18 protein-coding genes are annotated in these 19,492 nt (G+C 64.0%); 13 read left to right on the top strand and 5 right to left on the bottom strand.

Annotated elements, in window-relative coordinates; translation table 11 throughout:
• Nucleotides 1-65 precede the first annotated feature (65 nt).
• Both GTP58_RS10370 and pnuC read left to right on the top strand, forming a co-directional pair.
• Complete coding sequence (locus GTP58_RS10370) at nt 66-1,274, top strand: M48 family metalloprotease (protein ID WP_161077465.1); 1,209 nt, start codon at nt 66-68, stop codon at nt 1,272-1,274.
• Between the two features lie 14 nt (nt 1,275-1,288).
• Nucleotides 1,289-1,855, top strand: coding sequence for a nicotinamide riboside transporter PnuC (gene pnuC, locus GTP58_RS10365; RefSeq protein WP_161077464.1), 567 nt, complete (start codon nt 1,289-1,291; stop codon nt 1,853-1,855).
• Between the two features lies 1 nt (nt 1,856).
• Here pnuC and GTP58_RS10360 read toward each other — a convergent pair whose 3' ends face one another.
• The gene (locus GTP58_RS10360; protein WP_161077463.1) at nt 1,857-2,642 is read right to left on the bottom strand and encodes a response regulator; all 786 of its coding nucleotides are present in this window, start codon (nt 2,640-2,642) and stop codon (nt 1,857-1,859) included.
• A 184-nt stretch (nt 2,643-2,826) separates the two neighbouring features.
• On the opposite strand from GTP58_RS10360, the gene GTP58_RS10355 reads away from it, so the two are divergent.
• The 3 genes from GTP58_RS10355 (at nt 2,827) to GTP58_RS10345 (ending at nt 6,878) form a co-directional block, all read left to right on the top strand.
• Nucleotides 2,827-3,564, top strand: a complete 738-nt coding sequence (locus tag GTP58_RS10355; protein WP_084560241.1) for a molecular chaperone — start codon at nt 2,827-2,829, stop codon at nt 3,562-3,564.
• Nucleotides 3,565-3,681: 117 nt separating this feature from the next.
• Nucleotides 3,682-5,874, top strand: coding sequence for a fimbria/pilus outer membrane usher protein (locus tag GTP58_RS10350; protein WP_373924741.1), 2,193 nt, complete (start codon nt 3,682-3,684; stop codon nt 5,872-5,874).
• Nucleotides 5,874-6,878, top strand: a complete 1,005-nt coding sequence (locus tag GTP58_RS10345; RefSeq protein WP_161077461.1) for a spore coat U domain-containing protein — start codon at nt 5,874-5,876, stop codon at nt 6,876-6,878. The genes GTP58_RS10350 and GTP58_RS10345 overlap by 1 nt, the downstream gene beginning before the upstream one ends.
• A 7-nt stretch (nt 6,879-6,885) precedes the next feature.
• On the opposite strand, the gene GTP58_RS10340 is transcribed toward GTP58_RS10345, so the two are convergent.
• A complete protein-coding gene (locus GTP58_RS10340) occupies nt 6,886-7,203 on the bottom strand; it encodes a hypothetical protein (RefSeq protein ID WP_161077460.1) in 318 nt (105 codons plus the stop codon).
• A gap of 462 nt (nt 7,204-7,665) precedes the next feature.
• Between GTP58_RS10340 and GTP58_RS10335 the strand changes: the two genes are divergently transcribed.
• A complete protein-coding gene (locus GTP58_RS10335) occupies nt 7,666-8,163 on the top strand; it encodes a helix-turn-helix domain-containing protein (protein WP_072786935.1) in 498 nt (165 codons plus the stop codon).
• A 14-nt stretch (nt 8,164-8,177) separates the two neighbouring features.
• Here the strand turns inward: GTP58_RS10335 and GTP58_RS10330 are convergent, their stop codons facing one another.
• From GTP58_RS10330 to GTP58_RS10320, 3 genes are read right to left on the bottom strand one after another with little or no spacing between them, the layout of a single operon-like run.
• On the bottom strand, nt 8,178-8,954 hold the full coding sequence (locus GTP58_RS10330) for an anti-sigma factor (protein ID WP_161077459.1): 777 nt from the start codon (nt 8,952-8,954) through the stop codon (nt 8,178-8,180).
• Entirely contained in the window at nt 8,951-9,451 is a 501-nt protein-coding gene (locus GTP58_RS10325; protein WP_161077458.1) for an RNA polymerase sigma factor, read from the bottom strand. The genes GTP58_RS10330 and GTP58_RS10325 overlap by 4 nt, the downstream gene beginning before the upstream one ends.
• Nucleotides 9,452-9,453: 2 nt before the next feature.
• On the bottom strand, nt 9,454-9,807 hold the full coding sequence (locus GTP58_RS10320; RefSeq protein WP_161077457.1) for a hypothetical protein: 354 nt from the start codon (nt 9,805-9,807) through the stop codon (nt 9,454-9,456).
• Between the two features lie 324 nt (nt 9,808-10,131).
• On the opposite strand from GTP58_RS10320, the gene GTP58_RS10315 reads away from it, so the two are divergent.
• The 7 genes from GTP58_RS10315 (at nt 10,132) to GTP58_RS10285 (ending at nt 19,490) form a co-directional block, all read left to right on the top strand.
• Nucleotides 10,132-12,969 carry a diguanylate cyclase gene (locus GTP58_RS10315; RefSeq protein ID WP_161078111.1) on the top strand — a complete coding sequence of 946 codons (2,838 nt, stop codon included), beginning with the start codon at nt 10,132-10,134 and terminating at the stop codon, nt 12,967-12,969.
• Nucleotides 12,970-12,973: 4 nt separating this feature from the next.
• Entirely contained in the window at nt 12,974-13,531 is a 558-nt protein-coding gene (locus GTP58_RS10310; RefSeq protein ID WP_072786939.1) for a DNA-3-methyladenine glycosylase I, read from the top strand.
• The gene (gene mnmC / locus GTP58_RS10305; protein WP_308937360.1) at nt 13,504-15,204 is read left to right on the top strand and encodes an FAD-dependent 5-carboxymethylaminomethyl-2-thiouridine(34) oxidoreductase MnmC; all 1,701 of its coding nucleotides are present in this window, start codon (nt 13,504-13,506) and stop codon (nt 15,202-15,204) included. The genes GTP58_RS10310 and mnmC overlap by 28 nt, the downstream gene beginning before the upstream one ends.
• Before the next feature lie 3 nt (nt 15,205-15,207).
• Nucleotides 15,208-15,906: a response regulator transcription factor gene (locus GTP58_RS10300; protein ID WP_161077456.1), complete on the top strand. Its 699-nt coding sequence runs from the start codon at nt 15,208-15,210 to the stop codon at nt 15,904-15,906.
• Nucleotides 15,890-17,212 carry an ATP-binding protein gene (locus GTP58_RS10295; protein ID WP_161077455.1) on the top strand — a complete coding sequence of 441 codons (1,323 nt, stop codon included), beginning with the start codon at nt 15,890-15,892 and terminating at the stop codon, nt 17,210-17,212. Before GTP58_RS10300 ends, GTP58_RS10295 begins: the two co-directional genes overlap by 17 nt.
• 98 nt (nt 17,213-17,310) lie before the next feature.
• On the top strand, nt 17,311-18,669 hold the full coding sequence (locus GTP58_RS10290) for a glycosyl hydrolase family 8 (protein WP_161077454.1): 1,359 nt from the start codon (nt 17,311-17,313) through the stop codon (nt 18,667-18,669).
• 98 nt (nt 18,670-18,767) lie between these two features.
• On the top strand, nt 18,768-19,490 hold the full coding sequence (locus GTP58_RS10285; RefSeq protein ID WP_161077453.1) for a sensor histidine kinase KdpD: 723 nt from the start codon (nt 18,768-18,770) through the stop codon (nt 19,488-19,490).
• The last annotated feature ends 2 nt before the right edge of the window (nt 19,491-19,492 follow it).

Genomic DNA, 19,492 nt, shown 5'->3' with positions numbered 1-19,492 from the left:
TTGCTATTTTCGTAAATCAAAGCTTAAAATAGCTCTCGGGAAACTTTTAGCGCGCCGGGAGCGGGATGAATCTGATTTACAAGAATGAAAAGACGCTGTTCGGCATCATGCTGGCCGTGTCGCTGCTGATCTGGGCCGCGCTGATTATCGGTACGGTCGGCATGGCGCTGGTGTATGGGCTGATCTTTTTCATCAGCTACTGCTTTGCGCAATCGGCGCTGGTGTCCTACCTCAAGGGCACGGCGGTGCAGATCACGCCGGCGCAATTTCCCGACCTGTACCAGCGCATCGAGACCTGCTGCCAGCGGCTCGATCTGGCGCCGGTGCCGGACGCATACCTGCTGCAAATGGGCGGCGTGTTCAACGCATTTGCCACGCGCTTCCTCGGCCGTCATTTCATCGTGCTGTATTCGGAAGTGGTGGATGCGCTGGAAGAGCGCCCGGATGCGATCAACTTCTACATCGGCCACGAGATCGGCCACATCAAACGCAACCATCTGCGCTGGTCGGCACTGCTGGCGCCGGCGGCGTTTCTGCCGCTGCTGGGCGCGGCCTATGCGCGCGCCCGGGAATACACGTGCGACCGCTATGGCTTCCACGCCTGCGACGATTTGAAAAGCGCCCAGGTCGGCCTGGCCGCGCTGGCGGCCGGCGGCAAGCGCTGGCGCCAGATGAGTGCGGGCCAGTACGCGGCGCAGGCGCAGCAGAGCACGGGCTTCTGGATGTCGTTCCACGAGCTGGTCGGCGATTACCCGTGGCTGGTCAAGCGCATGGCGGTGGTGCGCGGACTGGCGCACGGCAACGAAGTGAGCCAGCCCGGCCGTCACGGCCTGGCCTATCTGCTGGCCTTGCTGGTGCCGCGCCTGGGTGTGGGCGGCGCCGGTTCCGTGCTGGCGGTGATTGCGCTGATCGGCGTGCTGGGCGCCGTCGCGGTGCCCGCCTATGAAGAGTACATGACCAAGGCGCGCATGACGCAGGCGATTGCGGTCGGCCATGACGCGACTGCCGCCGTGGAGCGCTATTTCTACGCCAATGGCCGCGGTCCGGCCACGCTGGAACAGGCCGGCTATGCGATGGCGGACCCCAGCCATGCGGTGCAAGACATCGCGGTCGATCCCGGCAATGGCGTGGTGCGCGTGTTCCCGTCGGACCTGAATTACCGCGGCAAGGCTATTGCGTTCACGCCCAGTGTGGACGAGAATAAGCGCGTCGTCTGGCAATGTGCCGGCGAGGAGATTCCGGCCAGCGTGCTGCCGCCGGAGTGCCGCAACTAAACCAAGGACCGCTGTTGATCTCACCGCTGGAAATCGCTGCCAATGCCGTCATGTCGGTTTCCATCGTGCTTGCGGGGCGCAACAATGTGCACTCGTGGTGGCTGGGCATCGTTGGCTGCGTGATGTTCGCGGCGCTGTTCTACAGCGTCAACCTGTATGCCGACGTGGCGCTGCAACTGTTCTTCATCGTCACCTGCGCCATCGGCTGGCTGCAATGGCTGCGCGGCGCCGGCGGCGTGGCGCTGCCGATCTCCCGCGCCCAGGTGCGCGCGCTGGGCTGGATGACCGGCATCGGCCTGCTGGCCACCACTGCCTACGGCCTGATGCTGCAGGCCTACACCAACGCTTACGCGCCGTTCATTGATTCCGCCGTGCTCATGTTCAGCATCGTGGCCCAGCTGCTGCTGATGGGGCGGCGCGTCGAGACCTGGCCGTTCTGGCTGCTGGTGAATACGGTGTCGGTGCCGCTGTACGCCAGCCGCGGCCTGTACCTGACGGCCGTGCTGTATGCGGCGTACTGGATCAATGCGCTGGCGTCGTGGTTCTTCTGGCGCCGCCAGATGCAGGCCCAGGCGGCCTGAGTTACTTTTTCTGGATCGCCTGGCGGTAGGCGGTGGGCGTGACGCCCATGCGCTCGCGGAAGGCGGTGGCAAAATTGCCGGCGTTGTTGAAACCGATCAGCAGCGCGATGTCCTGCACGTCGATGTCGGTATCCTTCAATAATTCCTCGCCGCGGCGGATGCGTTCCTCGCGGATAAAACCGAACACCGTCATGCCGGTCTGCTCGCGGAACACCTGCGACAGCTTTTCGCGGTAGGTGCCGACGCTGCGCGCAATTTCCGCCAGGCCCGGCAGGGCCGCCAGGTTGTCGCTGATGAGGCGTTTGACGGCATTGACCAGCACCGCGTCCGGATCGCTTTCCGCTTCCAGCTGTTCTTCCTCTTCCGCATTGACGGGCGGGCCCTGGTGCTGGCGCTTGGCCAGGTTCAGGTGCACCTGGATGCGCGCGGCCAGTTCGCCGGGCGAGAACGGTTTGGAGACATAGTCCACGCCGCCGATCGACAGGCCCAGGATGCGGTCATCGTCGGCATCGGCGCCGCTCAGGAAGATCACCGGGATGTCCTGCGTGACCGGATTCGCTTTGAGCAGGCGACAGGCGGTATAGCCGTCCATATTCGGCATGCGCACATCCAGCAAAATCAGATCAGGTCGATTGGCAAGCGCGAGCTGGTAGCCCTGCAAGCCATTAAAAGCGACAGAGACCTTGTACGGCATTTCGCTCAGTAAATCCACCAGCATACGCTGTTCAAACGCGGAGTCATCCACGATCAGAATTTTGGAACGAATGCTTTCAAGGGTAGTCGGCATGGCGTCCCCAGAAATATGGTTGATAAAGTTTTATCACTCCCTGTTGCGTATTATGCCTATCTTTTAAATATTTTTGATAGTTTTCTACGCTTGCAAAACAGTTGTCGCTTCCTTCAAAAGCAGGATTTTCTTAGATCCTTAATAATGAATTCGACTGTTGAGCAAGAGCAATGTTGGAGGCTGGATGACTGGCGTACGCGCACGGATCGTAGGGCTGATGACCGCACAGCTGCTGGCGTGGCTGGGATTGCCTGTGGCGGCCGCCAATTTGCAGATCTCCCCGGTGATGATCAATTTGCGCGCCGGTCAGGGCGCCACCGGCGTCACGCTGCAAAACCTCGGCGAACAGGCCGTGTACGGCCAGGTGCGTGTCTACTTATGGGAACAAAAGGATGGTGACGATGTGTTGACGCCCACCCAGGACGTGGTGGCCAGTCCGCCCATCATCCAGATCAACCCCAAAAGCAGCCAGATGATACGGCTGGTACGGCGCAGCGAGCAGCTGCCCGCCAGCGAACTGTATTACCGCGTCCTCATTGATGAGATCCCCAAGGACGATAGCGGCCCCGCCAGCGGCGTCGACATCCGGCTACGGTACTCCGTGCCCATGTTTGTGCTGCCAGCCGACGAACGCGCCGCCCCGGCACTGGCCTGGGCGGTCTACAAAAAAGAAGGCAATTGGATGTTGCGGGTCCGCAACAGCGGCACCCAGCGCGCACAGATCGGCGCGCTGGAGCTGAGCAACGCCGCCGGCCAGCAGTTTGTGATTGCGCCGGGGCTGTTTGGCTATGTGCTGGCAGGCAAGCTGCGCGAGTGGCGCCTGCCCACGTCTGGCGACGCCGATCTGAACGGGACGTTGACGGTGAAAGCCAACGTAAACACCCGCCCCATGAGCGCCAGTACCGTGGCCAGGGTGGATTAGCCCGGCATGGGGTGCCGCCAGTTCTGGGTGCTGTTATTGACATGGCTGGTCATGTGTGGGGCGCTTGCGCAGACCCCGCCATCCCCGCCGCCGCAGGAAGAAGAGCTTTTTCTGGAGGTGATTTTGAACGGCGAAGCAACCGGCCTGATATTGCGTTTTACCCGAGGCAAGCCCTCGGGGCTGCGCAGCAGCGTGCAAAATCTGCGCGATCTGGAGCTGGATCCCAAGCTGTTCGGTGTGGATGGCCAGCAGGAATTTGACCTTGATAGCGTCAAAGGCCTGAGCTATACCTACGACCCGGCCCGCCAGAGCATTGCGCTGCGCATCGACGATGCCTTGCGCGCACCGGTGGCGCTCTCCGGCCGTACCCAGCGCCGCGCCGGCGTGGCCACCGTGACCCCGGGCGCGCTGCTGAATTACGATGCCTTCACCGTGTTCGGCAAGGACCGCAGCACCTCGGTGGCCAATGAGCTGCGCTACTTCAATAGCAGCGGCGTGCTGACCAGCACCGGCATCCTCAACTACAGCAGCCAGCTGCGCCAGTACATCCGGTTTGACACGGCCTGGGTGCATTCCGATCCGGAGACGCTGGAAACCTGGCAGGTGGGCGACCTGATTTCTTCCTCGCTCACGTGGACGCGTTCGCTGCGCATGGGCGGCGTGCAATGGAAGCGCAGCTTTGACCTGCGTCCTGACCTGCTGACCTTCCCGTCTGCTGCGCTCAGCGGTTCAGCGGTGGTCCCCAGCGCCGTCAGCCTGTACATCAATGGCGTGCGCCAGGTCGAGTCGTCGGTGCCGTCCGGTCCGTTCATCATCAACCAGGTGGCCGGCATCAATGGCGCCGGCCAGGCCACGCTGGTGACGCGCGATGCCAGCGGCCGCGCCATCAGCACCACCTTGCCGCTGTATGTCGATACCCGCATGCTGGCGGCAGGCCTGACCGACTACTCGGTGGAGCTGGGCGCGCTGCGCCGCCGCTACACCACGGCGTCGTTTGACTATGCGCAGACGCCCGCCGTGAGCGCATCGCTGCGCCGCGGCCTCAGCGACAGCTTCACGCTGGAAGCGCATGGCGAAGGCGGCAAGGGCGTGCTGAATGGCGGCGCCGGCATGCTGTGGCGGCTGGGGCAGGCGGGCGTGGTGAGCGCGTCGCTGGCGGGCAGCGGCGGTACCGGCCGCGGTGCGCAGGCATCGCTGGGCTACCAATATCTGAGTCCGCGTTTTGGCGTGGACCTGCAAACGCAGCGGGCCAGTGTCAACTATAGCGATCTCGGCACAGCGGAAGGCTCGCCCGTGGTGCGCGCCAGCGACCGCATCAATGTCAACCTGTCGCTGTTTGGCGGCCAGGGCGTGGGCCTGAGCCTCATCAGCGTGCGAACGCCGCTGCAACCGCCGGCGCGTGTTGCGGCGCTGTCGTATTCGGCCACGCTGGGCATGGGCCTGTATTTCAGTGCCAGCGCTTTCCGTGACTTCCGCGACGAAAAATCGCGCGGCGTGTTCTTCAGCCTGAGCGGCACGTTTGGCGAACGCGTGTCGGCCACCGTGAGCCGCAGCCGCCAGCAGGATGTGCAGACCACCACCATGACACTGTCGCGCTCGGTCAGTTATGGCGGCGGCTTTGGCTGGGCGCTGCAATCGGTCAACAACAATGGCACGCCGCTGCGCCAGGCGCAGGGCACGTATCTGGGCAATTACGGCCAGGTCACGGCCTACACGCAGCAGACCGGCGGCCAGCGCACCACCTCCACCGATGTGGCCGGCGCACTGGTGTTCATGGATGGCGGCGTGCACGCGGCCCGCCAGGTCGGCGCCGGCTTTGCACTGGTGTCGACCGATGGCGTGGGCGGGGTGCCGGTGCTGCAGGAGAACCAGGTCATCGGCAAAACCAGCGGCAGCGGCTATCTGCTGGTGCCCAATCTGAACCCGTACCTGCAAAATCAGGTCAATATCGATACCTCCAGCCTGCCGCTGGATGCGCGCATCATCAGCAGCGGCCAGAGCGTGGTGCCGGCGCGCGCGTCCGGCGTGCTGGTGCGCTTCCCGGTCGAGAAGTATGCGGCGGCCAGCGTCATCCTGCAGGACGCCGATGGCAAGCCACTGGCGGCCGGCACCACGGTGCTGCACGTGGAAAGCGGCGAAAGCACGGTGGTGGGTTATGACGGCGTGGCGTTTATCGACCACCTGCAAGCGCTGAACCATGTGCGCCTGAATGTGGAAGGCAAGCCGTGCGTGATCGAGTTCCGCTACGACGCCGCCAACGCCGGTGCCTTGCCGACGCTGGGACCGTTCAGCTGCCAGGGAGTGCAATAATGCTGCGCCGCTGCCTGATCCTGCTGGGCCTGATGCTGGCGCTGCTGAGCGGCCAGGCGCGCGCCGACAGCTGCGCAGTCACGCAAAGCGATTTCGTGTTCCCCAGCGTGAGTTCGATTTCCAGCACCGATGTGTTTGCATCGGCCACCTTCAAGGTCACCTGCACCTGGACCGATTTCCTGGGCAGCCTGCTGACGCCGAATGTCACCGTGTGCCTGGTGCTGGGCGCGGGCAGCAACTCGTCCACCACGGTGACGGCGCCGCGCCAGCTGGGCAATGGCGCAGTCAGGGTCAACTACAACATTTACACCGATGCCACCTATGCTGCCGGCAAAATCTGGGGCGGCTGGGCAGGCACCAGCACGGCGTCGACGCCGATTGTGTTCCAGATGGTCAAGAGCGGCGGCGTCGGCGCGCTATCGCAGAACATCCCGCTGTACGCCAAGCTCACGGCCGACTCCACCCTGTCCAGTACGGCCGTGGGGCCGACCGACCTGCAGGTGACCTCGGACTTCGGCACGGGCAGCGCGGTGCTGCAGTACCAGTTTTCGCTGACCGGCTTATTGGGCTGCCTGGTGCCGCAGACGGTGGTGATGCCGTTCCAGGTGCGCTCCACCGTCATCAACGATTGCAACATCAATATCGGCAATCTGGTGTTCCCGGATAGCAAGTTGCTGACGGGCGCCGTGACCTCCACCGCCAGCCTGAGCATCCGCTGCAGCCAGAACACGGCGTACCGCATCGTGCTGTCGGCCGGCACCAATGGCGCCAGCGCGACCGCAAGGCTGATGAAGAACATCGGCGGGCCCGAGACGATTTCCTATCAGCTGTCCGACACGCTCAACGGCAGCAACTGGGGGGATGGCACGGGAGGTACAACGGTGGTGACGGGAACCGGGGACGGGACGACGGTGACGAAGACGCTGTACGGCAGGGTGCCGGTACAAAGTACGCCGTCGCCGGGAGATTACAAGGACACGATTACGGCGACCGTGCAGTTTTAAGCAGGCGTCAGAAGTAGATGGTCCATTCGCCGGCGGTTTCCTGGCGGACGGTGTTGGCTGCTTTGTCGCTGCTGGTGGCGGCTTGATTGGTGCTACGGGCCGTCAGGTACGGGCTTTTCAGCTGGCAGGCGACGGTAGGTGCGGCTTTGGTGTTGCTGTTGGTATTGGCGGTGGTGGCGGTGGCGTTGTCCGGGGTCTGGACGGTGCAGAATTCCTTCACCTCAAACGTCACCTGCATGGAAGCGGACGCGCTTTTACCGGCAGCGTTGGCCAGCAGCGGCAAGGAGAACAGTACGACAGCGAGAGCTTTAGTAAAAGTTTTCATTTTCACACACGTTTTTGAGGTGCGCAGCAATCTGATGATGGCTACGGAATCCGGTGCAGATCATCTGATTCCGGGGTTCCTGTTGGGTAGCCAGCAAGTCCGCGAAAGTTAATCTACAGGAAGAATTTTATCCTGCAGGAACATTCTCGCGAATATTCACATTTTACATAGAAATTTACGTGTGGAAACAACGTGATTTTTGGAGAGTTTTTGGTGTCGTTTTTTGACCTATGTTGGGAGTAAAAAAAGCGGCCTGAAAAGCAGGTTTTTCATAGGAGAAATGTCGGAAAACGCAGGTAAAAAAAGGAGACGGAATTGGAAGAGGAAAATACACACATTGTCACAGTAGTTGCATCACCTAAAAAAGTCACACTTTCTTGCATCAAACATGCAAGTCACTTGGTCTGAAGGCGTCGCGATCTGACGCATTTTGTTGATAACCCTGCAACGAGGAGTAGCAAAATGAAACATACCGACTTCGGCAGCATGCCCTGCCCGATTGCCCGCAGCCTAGGTAAAGTTGGCGAGTGGTGGAGCATCCTGATCCTGCGCGATGCGTTTTACGGTCTGACCCGCTTTGACGAGTTTGAAAAAAGCCTCAAGATCGCCCCGAACATGCTGACCCGCCGCCTGGCGGGCCTGGTGGAGGGCGGCCTGATGGAACGGCGCCAGTACAGCGCCCGTCCGCCACGCTATGAATACGTGCTGACCAAGGCGGGGCGCGATTTCAAACCGGTGCTGCTGGCCTTTGTGGCCTGGGGCAACGACCACCTGGCACCGGAAGGGGCCAGCCTGCTGGTGGTGAGCCGCGAAACCGGCAAGCCGGCCGATCAGGTGCTGGTGGATGCCAATAGCGGCCTGGCCATCAATGACGAGGACTATATGTTCGCGCCCGGCCCGGCGGCCACGGAGGGAATGCGCTCGCGCCTGATCCAGATCAAGCAGCCAGCGCGCGCCTGAGTTGTCTTAGTGCGTCATTCGCCCGGCGGTTCCAGCTGGGCGTAGACGGCGTTGGCCAGCGTGCCCAGCGCCGCCTTGTCCAGGTTGCCGGACAGGGCATAGCCAAATTGGCCATCCAGCCAGTAAAACACGCTGACCTCGCCTTCCTGCGCAAAGCGGAAGGCGGTGTCGCGGTGCTGTTTTTGCTCGGTCGAGACGTACAGGGTGAGGCGCGCGCCGCCGCCATCCCGGTACATGAATTGCGCCACCGGGCCGCTCTGGCCAGGCAGCAGCCGCCCACCTTCCAGCGTATAGCCTTGCGCCGTCAGTTGCGGCGGGTTCAGCTGCGCGCCCAGACGTTTCGACAGCCATGCCACCAGATGCGCTTGCTGGTCGGCGCCAACCTCGACGGGATGGCGCACTTCCGGCGTGTACACCGCATGGGCCAGCGCCGCACGCGCCGGCAGCGCCAGCGCGGCTTGCTGCACGCGCTCGTCCGTTTGAGGTTGCGTCGCGTCATGCAGCCACCAGCCGGCGGCGCCGCCCGCCAGCGTCAGCGCCAGCATGGCGGCCATGCGCAGCGGCCAGTGCGGCAACTGCAGCGGGCGCCGTTGCAAGGCGCGCGGCACCGGCTCATCCAGCACCGGGTTGAACAGCGCGCGCAGGCCGGCGTTGTGCGCGCGGTAGGCTTGCAGGCGCGCGGCCTCGGCCGGATGCTGGCTCAGGTAGGCGTCCACCGCAGCACGCCGCGCGGGGGGCAGCTGGCCATCGACCCAGGCGTGCAGTTCGGCTTCGGTTACGGGGGCATTCATTTGATCACCTTCAGCGGCGAGGGCAGCGGCTGGCCCTCCATCAGCAAGCGCAGCCGCTCACGGCCGCGCGACAGGCGCGACATCACCGTCCCGGGCGGGATCTGCAGCAGCGCCGCCACTTCGTCGTAGCTCAGCTCCTCCAGCGCGACCAGCAGCACGACTTCGCGCTGCTCGGGCGGCAGCAGGCGCAGTGCGCTGTCGAGGTCGCGCAGGGCGAGGCGGCCGGCGGCCGCGTCCGCCGTGGGGATGGGCAATGTGTCGTCCAGCGGTTCGCAGGCAGGTGGCTGGCTGCGCAGGCGATCAATGTGCAGGTTGTGCATGATGCCGAACAGCCACGCGCGCATATCGCTGCCCTGGCGCCACGAGGACAGCTTGTCCCAGCCGCGGGCCATGGTGTCCTGCACCAGGTCATCCGCATCGGCGGACGAACCCAGCAGCGCCCGCGCGTAGCGGCGCAGGCGCGGGATGCAGTCGAGCAGGCGCTGGCTGTCGTGCATGGCTAGTCTTTGACGACGTGCCAGATGTCCTTGAAATTGTCGCCGTGGCGGTCGCCCGGTTTGGCGTCTTTCTTGAACAGGTACAGCGGCTTGCCCTGGTAGGCCAGCTGTTTGCTGCCGTCGTCGCGCGTGATGACCGAGTATGGCGCCGTCACACTGGCGGATGGCGCGACTGCCGGCCAGTTGTCAATGCAGGGGCCGTTGCAGGCGCTCTTGCCGCTGCCGGCCGTGTCCTTGTCGAAGGTGTAGACGGTGAGGCCGGCGGCATTGACCAGGATGCCGTCCTTCTTCATGACGTCGTCGGCAAGCACGCTGCCGGACAGCAGCACAGCGGTGAGGGCGATGGCAAGTTTCATGGTGTGTCTCCTTGTGTGGGTGAATGTGATTGCGTAAACGTCGGCTGCGGCTGCTTTATTCCATCCTCCCTGAAATTATTTTCATCTTACGCCTGGACGCCAGTCCGGGGCGCGCCGGCCATTTGTAAACCGTGCAAGGTTTAGCATCTGGCAAGCAATGAAAGTGTTGCCTTCACCAAAGTAATTTCCACGTGGAATTAAAAACGCTTTGATATCAGGCACTTAAAGTGGGCATGTAGTACCGCCCGTAAACTGTGGAATAATGCTATAGCGGCGCAACGGCGCGCTGCAGCGACACAGCAGAGGAAACACAATTTGGTGGACATGTTTGCGCTCGACGAAGAGCTGGCGCAGTGGGATTCGGCATTGCCGGAAGTGCAAGGCTCGGAGCGGCTGGCATTAGGGATGGCGCTCGCCTGGCATTTACGCCAGCGTGATCCTGCTCGTGCCCAGCGCTTGTCGGCTGAGATCACGCCCCTGCTGGACACGCTTCATTCCGCCGAAGCCGCCTTACATCGCGCGCGTCTGCTACTGACCGCCGCCGAACCGGAATGGTTGCGCGGCGAACTCGATACCGCCCAATACCACGCCGAACAGGCGCTGGCGCTGTGCGACCAGGCCACGGCCGCCGCGCCCGCCGCAGTGGCCGCCTGCCGCGCCGATGCATGCTGGATACTGGCCTGGGTGTCGAATGACCGTGGCGCCAGCGCCGAGGGTGACCGCTGGCTGCGCCAGGCCGCCGCCGCCGCACGCGCAGCGGCCGACCCGGTGCGGATCGACGTGGTGGACGCCGCCTCCGGCATCTGCGATGCGTTTGGCGACTGGCAAACGGCGCAGCAGCGCTGGAATGGCCGCTTTGGCACCGATCTGATTGGCGCGCATCCGATCGCGGCCGGCTGGATCAGCGATTTCTTTGGCACCTGCGCCTTCCAGCGCAGCGAATACGGCCGCGCCATCGGCCATCTGATGCTGAGTTTTGAAACGGCGCTGGCGACGGGCCAGATCCGCCGCGCCATCATCGTCGCCACCAACATCGGCAATGGCTTCACCAGCCTGAATGCCCATGAAGCGGCGCTGGACTGGATGCAGCGCGGGCTGGATCTCGCGCGGCCCACCGGCTGGCCGCTCAGCATCGGCATGTGCCTGATGCAGACAGCGGAGACCTTGCGCCAGCTGGGCCAGCGCGACGCCGCGCAAAGCCTGCTGCGCGAGGCACTCAACACGCTGTCGCCGCTGTCCGGTTCGCGCGCGTATGCGGTGGCGCTGGAGTATCAGGGCGACCTGGCGCTGGACCTGGGCAACCACGCGGCGGCGCTCGACAGTTTTACCCGCCTGGCGGCGCGCGGCGATGCGCTATGCCAGAATGATTTCCAGAGCAGCGCTCGGCGCGGACAGGCGCATGCGCTGTCGCACCTGTCGCGCGCCGATGAGGCGCTGGCCGCCGCACAAGCCGCGCTGGCGCTGGCACGCGACCATGGCGACGCCTCGGGCCAGATCGCTGCGCTGAATGTGCTGGCCGATATCCACACGCGCCACCAGCTGCCCGGCCCGGAGCTGATGATGGCGCCCAACCCGGTGCTGCATTACCTGCAGCTGGCGCTGGAAATCGCCGCCACCATCGAAGGCTATACGGTGCCTGGCTCGCTGCTGGATGCGGCGGCGCGCGAGTATGCGGCGACGGGCGACTACCAGCGCGCCTACAACATCGCGCTGCGCGCCAATGCTGCGCGCGACCAGACGCACAGCAAGGAAGCCACCAACCGCGCCATCGCCATGCAGGTGCAGTACCAGACCGAACGCGCGCAGACGGAGGGCGAGCATCACCGCCAGCTGGCCGCAGCGGAAGCGCAGCGCGCCGAAGTGCTGCAGCAGACCAGCGCAACGCTGGAGCACCTGAGCGCGATCGGCCAGGAAATCACTGCGCATCTGGATGCCGAGGCGGTATTCCGCGCGCTGGACCGCCATGTGCATGGCCTGCTGGATGCGACGCACTTTTCGATCTTCCTGCTTGATCCGGGCGGCGAAACGCTGACCTGCACCTTCGGCATTGAAGCGGGCAATCCGCTGCCGCCATTCCAGGTGCCGCTGGATACCTCGAGCGCCAATTCCGCCCGCTGCGTGCTTGAGCGGCGCGAGATCCTGATCGAGCTGGATGAAGAGGGCATGACGCCTAACCTGATCCCCGGTACGCTGCCGACACTGACCTTGCTGTTTGCGCCGCTGCGCGTGGGCGAGCGCGTGCTGGGCGCGATGACGGTGCAGTCGCTGCTGGCCAATTCGTATGGCGAGCGCGAACGCCTGATCTTCCGCACGCTGTGCGCGTATGGCGCCATCGCGCTGGATAACGCCAGCGCCTACCGCCAGGTCGCGGCAACGCAGGAGCAGCTGCTGGAAAAGAATCTGGAACTGGAGCAGGCCTACAAGGCGCTGGAAGAAGTCAGCCTGACCGACCAGCTGACCGGCCTGCGCAACCGTCGCTTCTTCCTGCAGAACGTGGATGTCGACGTGGCCATGAGTTTGCGTGGCTATGACACCAGCCTGCACCGCGAGCTCACGGAATGCGACCTGCAGGCGCCGAATGACCTGGTGTTCTTCATGGTCGACCTGGATCACTTCAAGGAAGTCAACGACCGTTATGGCCACGCGGCCGGCGATTCGATCCTGGTGCAGATGCAGGAGCGCCTGCGCGAGGTGTTCCGCGAATCCGATTACGTGATTCGCTGGGGCGGCGAAGAATTCCTGGTGCTGGCGCGCGCCACGCATCGCGATGAGGCGGCCGGCGTGGCGGAGCGTATGCGCCGCGCGGTGGCGGAGCGCGACTTCGTTCTGCCGGATGGCATGTCGCTGTCGAAAACCTGCTCGATCGGCTTTGCCTGCTTCCCGTTCCTGCCGGACAAGCCACGCCTGCTGTCATGGTCGCAAGTGGTGGAACTTGCCGACCAGGGCCTGTACATCGCCAAACGCTCCGGCCGCAATGCCTGGGCGGCCTTGTACAGCACCGCAGCGACCAGGGCGGAAGGCGTGTTCCCGCGCCTGATGCAGCAGCTGGACCAGGCGGTAGCTGATGGCGAGGTGCGGCTGGTCAGCAATCTCACAGGCCCGCTGGTGCTGGGCGGCGAGCGGCGCCGCATCGGTTTGTCCAGCGATCTCGAACTGGGTTGAACCGATGGAAAAAACACGCTGCCGCTGGGCCAATCCGGCCAATCCGCTGTATCTGGAATATCACGACACCGAATGGGGCGTGCCGTGCCACGACGAGCGCCGGTTGTTCGAGATGCTCAATCTCGAAGGCGCGCAGGCTGGCCTGAGCTGGGAGACCATTCTCAACAAACGCGAGAACTACCGTGCGGCGTTTGACCAGTGGGACGCAAAAAAGATCGCCGCCTATGGCCCGGAGAAGGTGGCTGAACTGCTGGCCAATCCCGGCATCGTGCGCAACCGGCTGAAGGTGGCGGCGGCGATCACTAACGCGCAGGCCTATCTGCGTCTGGTCGAAAGCGGCAGCAGCCTGGATAAGCTGATGTGGTCCTATGTGGGCGGCAAGCCGCTCGTGAACAAGGGACCGGTGCCGGCCAAGACGGAGCTGTCGGACCGGATTTCCAAGGACCTGGGCAAGCTGGGGTTCAAATTTGTCGGTTCGACGATCATCTACGCTTACATGCAGGGCACTGGCATGGTGAATGATCATGCGCCGGATTGCTTCTGCCGGAAAGCGCGCAAGTGATGATGCGGGTGGTGCTCGACACGGAATTCAGTGGCGAGCGTTTTGCGCAAGCGTGCGCGCAAGGCGGACGTTTGCATTACATCGCGGTGGCGCCATCGCTGGCACCTGCTGCGGATATCGACGATCCCCGCCTGCGTGCAGCCTGGCCGCTGAATCTGCCGGGCTTCCATCGCGTGATCCTGGGTGACGACGTCACGCTGGATTTGCTGGTTGGCGCACTGGATGCCGTGCTGCCGCAAGTGACCGCGCGCGTCAACGAATTCCATCTCGATGCAGCCGTGGCGCCAGCAATGGCGCGTACTCTGGCGAAGCTTGCCGTGCAAGGCGCGGTGCTGCACGCGCGTGCCGCCAGCGAGGCGCAGGTATGGGCGCTGACGGCAGCCGGCTTCGTGTGCCGGCTGGCCGCCGGCGATGACCGTGCAGAACCCGATGTCGTGGCAGAGTACCGCAGCTACAAGCAGCAGCCTGCTGCTGTGCCGGCGCCGGTGCGGCGTGCGATCGTGATTGGCGCTGGCGTGGCCGGCTCCTCGGCCGCCCACCGCCTGTGCGCGCGCGGCTGGCAGGTCACGCTGATCGAGCGCCACGCGCAGCCGGCGCAGGAAGCGTCCGGCAACCTGGCGGGCATCTTCATGCCGCTGCTGTCCAAGGACGACAACATCCCGACACGCCTGAGCCGCGCCGCCTACCTGTTCGCGTTGCGCGAATGGCGCCGCATGGGCGGCGCCGGCAAGGTGTTTGATGGCGCCGACTGCGGCGTGCTGCAACTGGCGCGCGATGCGAAACACGCGGTGGTGCAGCAGGAAGTGCTGGCGCAGTGGGACTATCCGCAGGAATATGCACGCTGGGCCGACGCACAGGAAGCCAGCGCATTGATCGGCGCGGAAACGCCGCACGGAGGCTGGCTGTTCGGGCAGGGCGGTTGGGCGCGGCCAGCATCGCTGTGCGAGGCCATGCTGGCGGCATGCGGCGACCGTCTGCAACGCGTGTTCTGCACCGAAGCGCTGCAGCTGGAGCGCGTGAGCGATGAATGGCAGGTGCGCGGCGAAGACGGCCAGCTGATTGCGCAGGCGCCGACCGTCATCCTGGCCTGCGGCGCCAGCGCGGGCAAGCTCGAACAGGCCTCCGAACTGCCGCTGTCCAAACTGCGCGGCCAGGTGACGCACCTGCCGGTGGATGCCAGTGCCACGCCACCCGTGCTGCCGCTGGTGGTCTGCCGCGAGGCCTATGTAACGCCGCCGTCGAACGGCATCGTCTGCGCCGGCGCCACCTACGACAACGACGACGATCCCCAGCTGCGCGCCAGCAGCCAGCTGGAAAACCTCACTCGGCTGGCGGAAATCATCCCCGGTGACAATGTCGCCGCGCTGGCGCAGAGCGCGCCGCTGGCGGGCCGCGTCGGCTTCCGCTGCGCTGCGCCGGACCGCCTGCCACTGGCGGGTGCGCTGCCGGATTACCCCAATGCCGGCCGCCTCGAATTCCTGTCCGACGTGCCGCGCCATGACGGCCTGCATTGCTTGCTGGGCTACGCCTCCCGTGGCCTGATCTGGGCGCCGCTGATGGCGGAACTGCTGGTCTGCCAGCTGGAACACGCGCCGCTGCCGCTGGAGGCGGCACTGGTCGACGCGCTGGACCCCGGCCGCTTCCTGCTCAAACAACGCCGCCGTAGCCAGTAGATCATGCAGACCAACCTGTTACTGATCGAGGACGACCATGCGCTCGCTGCGCTGACAGCTGAATTCCTGCGCGTCGAGGGGTATCAGGTCACGGTGGCGCATCGCGGCGATGCAGCGGCTCCACTAGTGCGCAAGCTGCAGCCGGCGCTGGTCATACTGGATGTCATGCTGCCGGATATGAATGGCTATGACGTCTGCCGCCAGATCCGCAACGACTACGCCGGCTTGATCTTGATGCTGACGGCGCTCGACGAAAACACTGACCAGCTGACTGGCTTTGCCGCCGGTGCGGATGATTATGTCGTCAAACCGGTCGATCCGCAGGTACTGCTGGCGCGCTTGCGGGCGCTGTTGCGTCGCCATCCGCAGCGGCCATCGCAGCGCAACCTGCTGCAATACGGCAGCATGACGATCGACCTGGCGGCCCAGCGCGTAACGCTGGACGGCGCTGTCCTGCCTTTCTCCACGGCTGAATTCGAACTGCTGTCGGTTTTCGCGCGCCACCCTGGCGTGCCGCTGGGACGCGAGCTACTGCTGCAGAACCTGCGTGGCCTTGAATATGATGGCTTGAACCGGTCGATCGACATGCGTGTCTCGCGGTTGCGCAAGAAACTGCAAACGCTGCAATGTCCGGTGGCGATCCAGACTATCACGGCGCAGGGCTACCTGTTTGCCATCAGCGATCATGTGGACGCGGTTTAAACCCGGCCGTGGGCTGCTGGTGGCCTTGTGCGCCGGCTGGGCCATGCTCGTCATCTGGCTGATCTGGCTATCCGCGCTGGGCGCGATCCACGTCAGCGAGTATAGCTTCCGGCGCCTGCTCGGTGGCCCTGGCTACCTGGTGGCCCAGCATCTGCGCGCCTTGCCGCCGGCGCAGCGCGAAGCGGGTTTGCAGGCATTGCAGCGGCAGTTCCAGTTTCCGCTCTCGCTGGTGGCGCGCGACGATGTCGACCTGGCCCCCGAGTCCGACGTCATGCTGGCCAATGGCCTGGCGGTGCAGGGCAGCAGCGAGGAAATCGCCTACTATGCACTGGACGAAAAAACCTTGATACAGATGGGGCCTATGTGGGGCAGCGCAGCGATGGAAGACGTCATGCGCCAGCCGGTATTCCTGCTCGCTGGCGGTGCCTGCTTCATACCGTTGCTGCTGCTGTCGCTGTTCATGTGGCAGCGCCGCCGCCAGCGGGAGCGCGCCATGGCGGCACTGATCCACACCATCGGCGACATGGCGCGCACACCGGCCACCGTGCTGCAGGTGGTGGATGCGGAATGGGCGCCGCTGGTGGAGGCCTTGCGCCAACATGCGCGCCAGGTGGGTGCGATGGCCGAACGCCACAAGGAAGTCTCGCAGGCGGTTTCGCATGAGTTGCGCACGCCGCTGGCACGGATGCGGTTCGCACTGGCCTTGCTCGGGCGCGACGCCGATCAGGATACCCGTGTGCGTCTCCAGCAACGCCTGCTGCGCGATGTCGGCCAGCTGGAAGGACTGGTGCGTGCCAGTCTGGCCTTCGCCCGTTTGGCCGACGCGCCGGCGGTGATCGGCCATGAGCGCATCGCGCTGCGTGCATGGCTGGAGGAAGAAGTGGCGGCGCTGGACGGCGGCCGCTGTGGCGCCACGCTGGCCGTGACGGTGGAGGACGACGAGTTTTATGGCGACCGGTCCCTGTTGCATCTGGTCTTGCGCAATTTGCTCGACAATGCCGCGCGCCACGGCCATAGCCAGGTGCGGCTGGAGGCGCACGACCATGGCGCCGGCCAACTGTTGCTGCAAGTGGATGATGACGGCCCCGGTATCGCTTACGAGGATCAGGAACGTATCTTCGAACCATTTGTGCGCCTGTCCGCCGAGCAGGATTCTGGCAGTGAGAATGATGCGGGCGGCAGCTTTGGCCTCGGCCTCGCGCTGGTGAAACGCGCGCTGCACTGGCAGCAGGGCGAAATACAGGTCAGCCGCAGCCCGCTGGGTGGAGCGCGCTTCAGCGTCATGCTGCCACGCCGCCGTCTCTGAGGCACTCGTTACAAGCTGTGACAGCGCTGCGCTGCGGCTGTCACTAGACTGCCAGCAGCCGTCGCAATCCAGCGCGGTGTTCACCTGGAGAGGTCTTCATGACAGTACATCCCCCATTTCACGCATTCCCGCTGGTGCGCCTTGCTGCCGCCATGCTGATGGTATTACTGCTGCCAGCCTGTGGCGGCGCGTCGGATAGCCATGCCACGTTGATGGGTAGCGCGCCCGCGCCGGCTGCTGCGCCGGTCAAGAGCGGCGTTCTGAAAGCGGTAACAACGCGCCTGCCTTACACCGCCGGAACCATTCTGCCCAATCACATCGGCGCCGCCGCCCTGGCCCGGCAGCGCGTCGATTTTTATGCGCAGTGGAAGGCCTTGTACGTGGCGCAGGAATGCGGCAATGGACGCTATTTCGTGAAGGTGAATGCCGATGGCAAGGCGGTTGGCGGCGGCACGGCTGCGGATACCATCACCGTGTCGGAAGCGCATGGCTACGGCATGCTGATCAGCGTATTGATGGCTGACGAGGACAGCGAGGCGCATACCGTGTTTGATGGCATGGTGCGCTACTTCCACGATCATCCTGCCAGCTCGGATGCCGGCCTGATGGCCTGGAATCAGGTCAAAGGCTGCGCCAATGCCGGCGAGGACAAGCGCGGCGACGCCAGCGCCACCGATGGTGATCTCGATATCGCCTACGCACTGCTGCTGGCCGACCACAAATGGGGCAGCACCGGCGCGATCAATTACAAGGCCGAAGCCCAGCGCGTGCTGCGTGCCATCATGGCTTACGAGGTGCACCCAAGCGGCAAGTATCTGCTGTTGGGCGACTGGGCACGTATCGACGACGACCGTACTTATGAATACAGCACGCGCACCTCGGACTTCATGCTGTCGCATCTGAAGGCTTTTGCGCTCAGCACCGGCGACGCGCGCTGGCAGTCAGTCCAGGACCGCAGCTATGCGGTTGCCGATCTGATGCAGCGTAACTTCAGCAGCAATACGGGACTGGTGCCGGACTTTGTCTACCGCCTTGATGGTGCGCCCGCGCCAGCCGCCGCCGATTTTCTCGAAGGCCCCAATGATGGCAACTATTCCTGGAACGCGTCGCGTTTCCCGTGGCGGGTTGCGCTGGATTATCTGATCTATGGCGACCGCCGGGCCTTAGCCATGCTCAAACCGATCAACCGCTGGGCGCGTGCTGTCACCAGCAACGATCCCGCACGTTTTGCCGCGGGCTATACGCTGGGCGGCAAAGTCTCGGAAGCGGAATATGACAAGCTGCCGTTTGTCTCCGCGCTGGGTGTGGCGGCGATGGTGGATGCCGGCAACCAGGCCTGGCTGAACGCGGTCTGGAAAGACCTGCAGGGGCAAACCTTGAAAGACAATGATTATTACGGCAATACGCTGAAGATGATGGGCATGATTGCGATGTCGGGACGCTGGGATAAGCCTTAGCCCTCCAGCCGGTAGGACGCGGGGATGGTTGCGGTGCTTCGGTCACTGCTATAATCGGTCACTGAACAACTATCCCGCGCTGTCCATGGAGAATCGCAATGGATGACCAAGAAGCGCAGCAGCACGAAGGCTCACCGGAGCTGTTCATGTTCCTGGCGTCGACTGTGCATGACATGAAAAACTCGATCAGCGTGCTGAGTGGCACGCTGGAGAATCTGCTCGCCGCCCATCAGAGCACCAGCGCCCCTGAATACAGCCAGATGGCGCACATGCTGTACCAGACCAAGCGCCTCAACGATAACCTGATCCAGCTGCTGGCGCTGTACAAGGACGTCGGCAAACCTGGCTATCCGTTTGATCCGGCGCCGCGCAGCGTGCGCGAGCTGGTGGAACAGGTAGAAGGGCAGGCACGCATGCTGCTGCAATCGCGCGGCGTGACGCTGGATATCGACTATCCGCAGCACGCCATCTGGTCCCTCGACGAAGACCTCGTGATCGGTGTGCTGGTCCACGCCATCAACAACGCCATCCGCTACACGCGCGACCGCGTCCGCATGGCGATCACGATTGATGGCGACTACCTTGAGGTGCGCGTCGAGGACAATGGCCTGGGCTTCCCCAATTCGCTGCTGGAGGCGGGCGTCAACGCCATGGATCCGCAACGCTCGCGCATCAACTTCCTCAACAATAGCAGCGGTCTTGGCCTGTACTTCTCCAGCGAAGTCGCCAAGATGCACAAGCATCGCCAGCGCAGCGGCAGCATCGCGCTGGAAAACGGCGGCACGCTGGGAGGCGGCTGCTTTATCCTGCGGTTGCCATAACG

The organism is Duganella sp. CY15W (genome assembly GCF_009857555.1).
Lineage (GTDB): Bacteria > Pseudomonadota > Gammaproteobacteria > Burkholderiales > Burkholderiaceae_D > Rugamonas > Rugamonas sacchari.
Note: the sequence above shows the minus strand (reverse complement) of the source record. Positions and strands in the feature narration are given on the sequence as shown.

Coding starts and splice junctions, on each gene's coding strand:
- GTP58_RS10335 (WP_072786935.1), top strand. CDS start 7,666: ATGAAACATACCGACTTCGGCAGCATGCCCTGCCCGATTGCCCGCAGC.
- GTP58_RS10315 (WP_161078111.1), top strand. CDS start 10,132: ATGTTTGCGCTCGACGAAGAGCTGGCGCAGTGGGATTCGGCATTGCCG.
- GTP58_RS10370 (WP_161077465.1), top strand. CDS start 66: ATGAATCTGATTTACAAGAATGAAAAGACGCTGTTCGGCATCATGCTG.
- GTP58_RS10285 (WP_161077453.1), top strand. CDS start 18,768: ATGGATGACCAAGAAGCGCAGCAGCACGAAGGCTCACCGGAGCTGTTC.
- GTP58_RS10320 (WP_161077457.1), bottom strand. CDS start 9,807: ATGAAACTTGCCATCGCCCTCACCGCTGTGCTGCTGTCCGGCAGCGTG.
- GTP58_RS10345 (WP_161077461.1), top strand. CDS start 5,874: ATGCTGCGCCGCTGCCTGATCCTGCTGGGCCTGATGCTGGCGCTGCTG.
- GTP58_RS10330 (WP_161077459.1), bottom strand. CDS start 8,954: ATGAATGCCCCCGTAACCGAAGCCGAACTGCACGCCTGGGTCGATGGC.
- GTP58_RS10290 (WP_161077454.1), top strand. CDS start 17,311: ATGACAGTACATCCCCCATTTCACGCATTCCCGCTGGTGCGCCTTGCT.
- GTP58_RS10300 (WP_161077456.1), top strand. CDS start 15,208: ATGCAGACCAACCTGTTACTGATCGAGGACGACCATGCGCTCGCTGCG.
- GTP58_RS10295 (WP_161077455.1), top strand. CDS start 15,890: ATGTGGACGCGGTTTAAACCCGGCCGTGGGCTGCTGGTGGCCTTGTGC.
- GTP58_RS10310 (WP_072786939.1), top strand. CDS start 12,974: ATGGAAAAAACACGCTGCCGCTGGGCCAATCCGGCCAATCCGCTGTAT.
- GTP58_RS10355 (WP_084560241.1), top strand. CDS start 2,827: ATGACTGGCGTACGCGCACGGATCGTAGGGCTGATGACCGCACAGCTG.
- GTP58_RS10325 (WP_161077458.1), bottom strand. CDS start 9,451: ATGCACGACAGCCAGCGCCTGCTCGACTGCATCCCGCGCCTGCGCCGC.
- GTP58_RS10340 (WP_161077460.1), bottom strand. CDS start 7,203: ATGAAAACTTTTACTAAAGCTCTCGCTGTCGTACTGTTCTCCTTGCCG.
- GTP58_RS10360 (WP_161077463.1), bottom strand. CDS start 2,642: ATGCCGACTACCCTTGAAAGCATTCGTTCCAAAATTCTGATCGTGGAT.